5 protein-coding genes are annotated in these 7,847 nt (G+C 72.8%); 4 read left to right on the plus strand and 1 reads right to left on the minus strand.

Translation table 11 applies throughout. The features are described 5' to 3' along the window. Nucleotides 1–298 precede the first annotated feature (298 nt). From TU30_RS21435 to TU30_RS21445, 3 genes are all read left to right on the plus strand, one after another. Nucleotides 299–1,876, plus strand: a complete 1,578-nt coding sequence (locus tag TU30_RS21435) for an alpha/beta hydrolase (RefSeq protein ID WP_042172405.1) — start codon at nucleotides 299–301, stop codon at nucleotides 1,874–1,876. A 67-nt stretch (nucleotides 1,877–1,943) separates the two neighbouring features. After that, nucleotides 1,944–3,038 (plus strand): hypothetical protein, encoded by a 1,095-nt coding sequence (locus TU30_RS21440; RefSeq protein WP_042172407.1) that lies wholly within the window; start codon nucleotides 1,944–1,946, stop codon nucleotides 3,036–3,038. A gap of 402 nt (nucleotides 3,039–3,440) precedes the next feature. Then, entirely contained in the window at nucleotides 3,441–4,862 is a 1,422-nt protein-coding gene (locus TU30_RS21445) for a PP2C family protein-serine/threonine phosphatase (RefSeq protein ID WP_042172409.1), read from the plus strand. Nucleotides 4,863–4,919: 57 nt separating this feature from the next. On the opposite strand, the gene TU30_RS21450 is transcribed toward TU30_RS21445, so the two are convergent. Continuing rightward, the gene (locus TU30_RS21450) at nucleotides 4,920–6,416 is read right to left on the minus strand and encodes a hypothetical protein (protein ID WP_042172411.1); all 1,497 of its coding nucleotides are present in this window, start codon (nucleotides 6,414–6,416) and stop codon (nucleotides 4,920–4,922) included. A gap of 234 nt (nucleotides 6,417–6,650) precedes the next feature. Here TU30_RS21450 and TU30_RS21455 point away from each other — a divergent pair, with 234 nt between their 5' ends. Next, complete coding sequence (locus tag TU30_RS21455; protein ID WP_042172413.1) at nucleotides 6,651–7,790, plus strand: aminoglycoside phosphotransferase family protein; 1,140 nt, start codon at nucleotides 6,651–6,653, stop codon at nucleotides 7,788–7,790. Nucleotides 7,791–7,847: the final 57 nt, after the last annotated feature.

Consider the following 7,847-nt stretch of genomic DNA (forward strand, 5'->3'; position numbering starts at 1 on the left):
CGGGTCCGGTGGGAGGCACCACGAGGGTGCGGCCACCGGACCCGTCCGCGTCTCCCCGGGAACAGGCGTGCGAGGGCCGGGGTGCCCGCCCGCGCCGGGCGACGGAACGGCATCGCGTCCGCGCGGCTCGGGGGCCGGGGCGAGGAGGGTGCGGGGCGGTTCGGCCGCCGAGGACTCCGGAGTCCCGGGCCGGGCGCCGCGGAACGCCCCCGGCCGACAGGCGGGGCCGACGAGCCCCCCGTATCGTGATCGAGGGCGCCGGTTCCCGGTCCGCTGTGGGGCGCCCCTGGAGGCATCGATGCCGGTCAAGCTCTCCATGAGACTCCCCCTCCGACGCTGCGCGGTCGCCGGGGCGGTCGGGCTGGCCCTGCTGGGCGCGGGGCTCCCGGCGGCAGCCGCCGACGAGGACCGGGGCCTCGGGCGGTTCTACGACCAGAAGATCACATGGTCGGCGTGCGAGGGCACGGACCTGCCCGAGGACCTGCAGTGCGGGAAGATCACCGTCCCGGTCGACTACGCCGACCCGGGCAAGGGCGCCCTGGACCTGGCCCTCGCCCGTTACCGCGGCACGGGCGGGCCCCGCAGCTCGGTGGTACTGAACTTCGGCGGGCCGGGCGGTTCGGGCGTGCTCGGACTCGCCCACGGCGGCGAGGAGTTCATGGGCCTCACCGACGAGTACGACGTGGTGTCCTTCGACCCGCGCGGTGTCGGCCGCTCCTCACCGGTCAGCTGCGGCACGGAGGCCACTGGTCGGGCGCTGGAGGCCACCGGCGGCGACGACATGTCCGATCCGCGGAAAACACTGGCCCAGCTGCGCGAGGTGGCCGCCGAGTGCACCGAGCACTCGGGCCCGGTTCTGCCGCACATCGGTACCGTGAACGTCGCACACGACCTGGACGTCCTGCGGCAGGTGATCGGCGACGAGAAGCTCAACTACCTGGGCTTCTCCTACGGGACCCGGCTGGCCGCGGTGTACGCCGCCCGGTTCCCCGGGAAGGTGGGCCGGTTCGTGCTGGACGGGGTGGACACGCTGACCGATCCGCTGGCGGAACAGGGACTGGCGAGCGTACGGGGCCAGCAGACCGCGCTCGAGCACTTCCTGACCTGGTGCACCGAGGACATCGCCTGCCCGTTCGGTCAGGACCCGCGCGAGGCAAGGGAGTTGGTCGTGAAACTGGTCGACTCGCTCGACGAGGACCCCGTACCGACGGACTTCGGCCACGAGTTCACCGGCCAGGACCTCGCGGTCGCCCTGGGCCAGGGCCTCTACAGCAAGGAACTGTGGCCCTTGCTGCAGCGGGCGCTCGCGGAGCTGATGGAGGACGGGGACACACGCGGGGTGGAGGCCTTCGCCACCGGCGGAGTGACGTTCCCCCTGCCGCACCTCGCCGACGATCCGCTCGCCGGCGAGGAGGATGTGCCCCTGGACAACCTGCCGGCCGCGCTGATGGCGGTGAACTGCGCGGACGATCCCGACCGCCCGGCCGCCGAGCAGGTGACCCGGGACCTCGCCCGGCTGCGCACCGCCTACGAGGAGGCCTCGCCGGTCTTCGGCCGCTACCGGCTCGCCCAGGTCCTGATGTGCCACGGCCGTCCCGAGGGGACCGACTTCATCCGCGAGGAGGTCAGGGACCTCGACACACCGAAGATGCTGCTGGTCGGCACCCGGGGCGACCCGGCCACGCCGTACCGGTGGACGGTGGAGACGGCCGAGCGGCTCGGCCCGTCCGCAGTGGTGCTGGACAACCGGGGCGAGGGCCACACCGGCTACGGATCGTCCGAATGCGTCCACCGCACGATCGACGACTTCCTTCTCTACGGCACCCTGCCGCCCAGCGGCAGCTCCTGTGGGGACGAGGAGGACACCCGCCCGTGAGCCCGCACCCGGACGGCGCAACGATGCCCCAAATGCCCTGTCTGCGATTCGGCTCTATGGTGCTGTCATGGAGCACGATCTGAGTCCCGCGACCCTTGCCGAGCTTCGCCGCCCGCGCCCCTACCCCGCAGTGTCGGTGCTCACACCGACGCACCGGCGCGAGCCCCTCAACGCCCAGGATCCGGTCCGGCTGCGCAATGTGGTGGCCAAGGCCAAGAAACAGCTGGAAGCCGATCCCGCGGTCACCAGGGACCGGCGCGGGGAAGTGGAGCTGCAGCTCGACCGGGCCCTGGCCGAGGTCGATCTGACACACGCCGAGGACGGCCTGGTCATCTTCGCCGCTCCGGGCGAGCACCAGGTGTGGTCGCTCGCCCGTCCGGTGCCGGAGCGCGTGGTGCTCTCGGACACCTTCCTCACCCGCAACCTGGTGTCCGCCCACACGGCGGAGCGCCCCTTCTGGGTGCTGTCCGTCTCCCCGGACCGGGCCACGCTGTGGAACGGCGGCGCGGACCGGGTCACCGAGGAGCGCTCCGGGGGCTTCCCGCTGACCCGGGCCGAGGAGAACTTCGACCCTGAGCGCCTGGAGCGGGTCGGCGATCAGCCGAGCGCCTTCCGGGACGAAGGCACCCGACGGTTCCTGCGCGATGCCGACACCACGATGGCCGCGGTCCTGCGTGGGCATCCGCGGCCCCTGTACGTCACCGGGGAGCCGGCCGCACTGTCCCTGCTGGGCGAGGCCGGCGGCGCGACCCGCGACGCGGTGCACGTCCAGCACGGCGGCCTCGCGCACGGCACGCCCGACGCGGTGTGGCAGGCCCTGCGCCCCGCGCTCGAGAGCGAGGCCCGCAAGAGTGCGGAGGCCGTCGTCCGGGCACTGGAGACGGCACGCGGACGCAAGAGGTTCGCGGCCGGGGTCGACGAGCTGTGGCAGAACACCCGTGACGGCCGGGTCCAGCTGCTGGCCGTCGAGGAGAACTTCCGGGTGACGGTGCGCGAGGCGGGCGAGCATCTGGTCGCCGCCGATCCCGGGGGCCCGGACGCCCTCGAGGACATCGTGGACGAGCTGGTCGAGCAGTGCCTGGAGACGGGCGCCGAGGTCCGCTTCGTCCCGGACGGCACCCTCGGGGACGCGGACCGGGTCGCGGGCGTACTGCGGTACTGAGGGCCGCCTGCGGGCGGACGGAGACCGGAGGATGTCGCCCGTCCCGTCGGGAGGCACCCACCGACCGTCCCGGGGTGCCCGGCCGAAATCCGGCCGGGCACCCCGGGACGGGGATCGCACGGATCGCTGCCGCGAACGGAAAACCTATCCGTCGAACATGCGCACGCGCGGGAAGTCCAAGTCGAAAACCTCGCCAAGGCACTTGCAGATCAAGGGAGTTGACCGAACACGTCGACACCCGGAACATATCCTTCAGTAATTCCGCGAAGACGGAGGCATATGCCAAGGACATGACCTCAAGGTGTCTTGCCGAATCCCTCACAGGGCGTGGCGGGCTGTGCCACAGTCGTAACGGTCCCTCCGTCCGACCCCGGCCCGAACCGTCCCACATCGGAGTGCGTCATGCCGCCCCACCTCTCCGCGGACCGCTCAGCAGCCCAGCCGCCAGGACGCGGCCCGGTCGACTCGCTCATCTCGCAGACCCGGCGGCTCAAGGACGATGTGGACGCCGTGCGGCGCGGCACCCCGGCGGACACCTCGGACCCGCGGGACCGCTGGCAGCGCGCCCTGTACGACCTGGCACTGCACCAGCTCGACGACCTGGACGAGTACTTGGCGCAACTGCGGGACGGCCCACTGCCCGTCCCCGCGGAACCGTCCCCGCCCACCACGGCGCCCGCGCCGAGGCGGGGGGCCCTGCTCAGCCGGGTCGGCAGTGCCGAGTGGAACCTGCTGACGGACGAGGCCAGCTGGTCCGGGGAGCTGTACCGCATCCTGGACCGCGATCCGGCCGCGCCGCCGCTCACCCTCGACGAACTGCCCTCGCTGGTGCACGACGAGGACCGGCCGAGGCTGACGGCCATGGTCACGGACTGCCTCGTCGACGGCCGGCCCATCGACGGGGAGTTCCGGCTGTCCCGCCCGGACGGCAGCGTCCGGACCGTGCACATGATGGGCGAACCGGTCCTCGGGAGCGACGGCAGCACCGCCTCGATGTGGGCCGTGCTGCGGGACGTCAGCGAACTGCGCCGGTGCCGACGGGCGGTCAGCGAGACCCGTGACTCGCTGCACCACCGGGGGCAGGACGCGGCGCGGACCGGGCACCGGCTCGCGGCCGAGCTGCAGGAAGCCGTGCTGCCGGTGTGGCGCGGCTCCCTGCGGCTGACGCGAAGAGGGCCCCGGACCCTCGACGTCGCCGCCCGGCACCTCCCCTCGACGACGGGCGCGGCACCCGGCAGACACTGGTACGACGCCCTCGAACTGTCCGACGGCACCACCCTGCTCAGTGCCGGGGCACTGACCGGCCAGGGCGTCGGCGTGGCCTCGGGCATGGCGATGCTGCTCGGCGCCATGCGCGGCATGGCGATGTCCGGCACCGAACCCGGACCGCTGATGGCCTGCCTCGACCGGTTACTGGACGCCACCGGGCAGCCCGCCCTCGGCAGCAGCCTCTGTCTGCGCTACCGGCCCGAGAGCCGCTCCCTGGCGTGGGCGCAGGCCGGACACCCCGTCCCGCTGCTGTTCCGCGGCGGAACGGGGCGCGCGCTGGACGCCCCGGACGGCATCCGGCCGGGCGCCACCCCGGCGGTCCCCCACGGGCAGGCCGAGGAGACCCTCGAGGCCGGCGATCTGCTGCTGCTGCACACCGACGGGCTGGTCCCCGGACGGTCCGGGGCCGCGTCCGTGCGCCGGCTGGCCGGCCTGGCGCCGCAGTTCACGGAGGCCCGTACCGCACAGGACTGCCTGTTGGCCGTCCTGCGGGAGTTCGGGGACGGAGAACGCGAGGACGATGCCTGTGTGCTCGTCGCCCGGGTGGCCCCGTAGGACGCAGAGGCTCGTACCACCTCGTACGCCTCGTGGGGGCAAGGCGCCCCGCCCTTCTCATGCCCGTGCGCTGTTGCCCCCCTTGCCCCTGGGCTTCGGCAGGGCCGCCCTGATCTCCTCCCGCAGTTCCTGGATCCTGGGATACGAGGAGTACTCGGCGGTGAGCCGGTACATCTCGCGCAGCCGGTCCCAGGTGCGGCGCGAGGAGTTGGAGCCCATCGACATCAGCGCGAGCCGCGCGTACCGGTCGGCCTGTTCCGGGTCGTCTGCGATGAAGCAGGCGGAGGCCATGGAGAGGTGGTCGAAGATCTTCGACCGCTCCCGGCCGTCGATGCGCAGGGACAGCGCCTTCTCCGCGTAGTGCTGGGCGTGCACCGCCGCATCCGGTTCGAACTCGGCCAGCGTGCGGTAGGCCAGGGCGTGCATGCCGTACAGGTCCTCGTCCTTGAAGGTCTGCATCCAGTCCGGCGGCTCCCGGTCCCTCCCCCGGTCGGAGACGAACAGGTCCTCGGCCCGGCCCAGGGTGCGGCGCATCGCCTGCCCTCTGCCCATGGACGCCTGTGCCCAGGCCTCGATGGTGTGGAACATCGCGCGGGTGCGCGGCAGCACTTCCCCACCCGAGCCCGAGTGGGCGAGTTTCAGCAGGTCCAGGGCGTCGTCGGGCCGGCCCAGGTGAACCATCTGGCGGGCCGCGCGGGACAGTGCCTCCCCCGCGCGCGGCCGGTCCCCGCCCTCCCGGGCGGCGTGCGCGGCGATGACGAAGTACTTCTGCGCCGTGGGTTCCAGGCCGACGTCGTGCGACATCCACCCGGCGAGGACGGCGAGGTTGGCGGCGACGCCCCACAGGCGCCGCTGGAGATGAGGTGGGTGGTCGTAGGCGAGCATGCCGCCCACCTCGTTGAGCTGGCCGACCACCGCCTTGCGCTGGAGGCCGCCGCCCCGGGCGGCGTCCCAGGCGCGGAACACCTCCACGGAGCGCTCGAGTTCCTCGATCTCCTGGGACCCGATGGGCGCGGCCTCGTAGCGGTCGATTCCGGCGGCGTCGGCGTGCGCCGGGCGGTCGGGCCGGTGAGCGTCCGTGGTCAGGGCGGGGTCGGTGTGCAGCCAGTCGTGCAGGGCGCCGGTGAGTGCGGATCCCGCGGCGAGCGCGGCGCCCGCGCCCACCAGGCCTCGTCGGTTGAGCATGAGGTCCATTCCCGTGAATTCGGTGAGGACCTCGGCTGTCCGCTCGGGCGCCCACGGCACTCCGTCGGGATGTTCCGTCTTCCCGCCGTTCTGCCGTTTCCCCGTACGCCCGTGCCGGACCAGACCGAGGTCCTCGATGGTCACGACACGGCCGAGACGCTCGGTGAACAGGGCCGCCAGCACCCGCGGTACGGGATCGCGCGGGATCTCTCCCATGTCGATCCACCGCCGCACCCGGGAGGTGTCGGTCGCCAGCTGGGGATGGCCCATGGCCGCCGCCTGCCGGTTGACCAGCCTCGCGAGTTCGCCCTTGGACCAGCCGGCCAGGCCGAACAGGTCCGAGAGCCGGGTGTTGGGTTGTCCGCTCACGTCAAGCCCCCAGGTTCTCGGCTGAGTTGACAGTAGCCCGGTGAAAGGTGCCGGACGACTATTCGCCAGGGTTCGCCAGGGTTCGCCAGATGGTGTGCCAGGGGTCAACGGGTGTCGAGTAGGAATGCGCCACCACGACCCGGTCTCCGCCGGGGCATTCCCCAGGATGCGCCTGGGCGACCGGGCCGTGTGGGGCGCTGACGTCGCAGGCACACGAAGGGATCTGTATCGCCCATGTACGCAGCATCGTCCTCCGTGTCCGCACCGCCCCGGCCGCTCCGTCCGCGTCCGTCGGACAGCGGCCCCTACCTCGCCCCCGCACGCCAGGTGACACCCGTGCTCGGCGCGGGCACGGCACGGCGTGCCCCGGGCACCGGCCCCCAGCAGCTCAGCGGGCGGCTCGACCTGTCCGGCCCCCAGGGCGCCCAGTTGCGCTCGGCGATCGCGTCGGTGCACCGCATCTGCCCGGAGTTCGCGCCGGCCCAGGTGCTGCGCCGCAACGGCAGGTCCGTTCTCCTGGTCGGTACGACAGGACGGAGCACCGCGGTGGCCAAGTGCTTAACGGATCACTCGCCCGTCTGGTCCGAGCGGTTCCGGCACGAGATAGCGGTCTACCGCTCGTTCGTCCGGCACCGCCCGCCGGCGCGGGCACCCCGGCTGATCGCGGCGGACCCGGAGAACTGCACCCTGGTCATCGAGCGGATGCCCGGCAGGGTGGCGGCCCTGCAGCGGCATCCGGTGGAGGCACCGCCGCGGGCGGACATCAGGGCGGCGCTCGGCGCGATCTGCCGATTGAACGCATGGCGCCCGCCCGCCGGTACGTTCGACGCCCCGCTGGACTACGCGGCGCGCATCGCCCGCTATCACGAGCTGGGGCTGCTCACCGACCGGGACATGGACGATCTGCAGAAGCTGCTCCACGGCATCGCGCAGGCGGCCGGGCGCCAGGGCATGGGCCAGTTCTGCCACGGCGACGCGCTGCTCTCCAACATCCTGATCTCGCCGGCCGGTCCCGTGCTGGTGGACTGGGAGCACGCGGGCTGGTACCTGCCGGGCTACGACCTGGCGACGCTGTGGGCGGTCCTCGGGGACGCGCCGGTGGCGCGCCGGCAGATCAGCCAGATCGCGCAGTCGGCGGGCCATGCCTCACGCGACGCGTTCCTGGTGAACCTGATGCTGGTGCTGACGCGTGAGATCCGCACCTACGAGACGGCCGTACAGCGTTCGATGCACGACGCGCCCCCGGTGGCACCGAACGCGGCCCGGCCGGGTGCGCTGCCGTCCGGCGAGGAGCAGCGGCTGCTGCTGCGGCGGCTGCACGACGACTGCCAGATGGCCCGCAAGGCCGTGCGCGCGGCGGTCGGCACGCGCTGACCCTCCGGGGACGTGCGAGGGCCTGCGGTGCTTCCCGTGTCGGGAAGCACCGCAGGC

This window comes from Streptomyces sp. NBRC 110035 (assembly GCF_000829695.1).
Classification (GTDB): Bacteria; Actinomycetota; Actinomycetes; order Streptomycetales; family Streptomycetaceae; genus Streptomyces.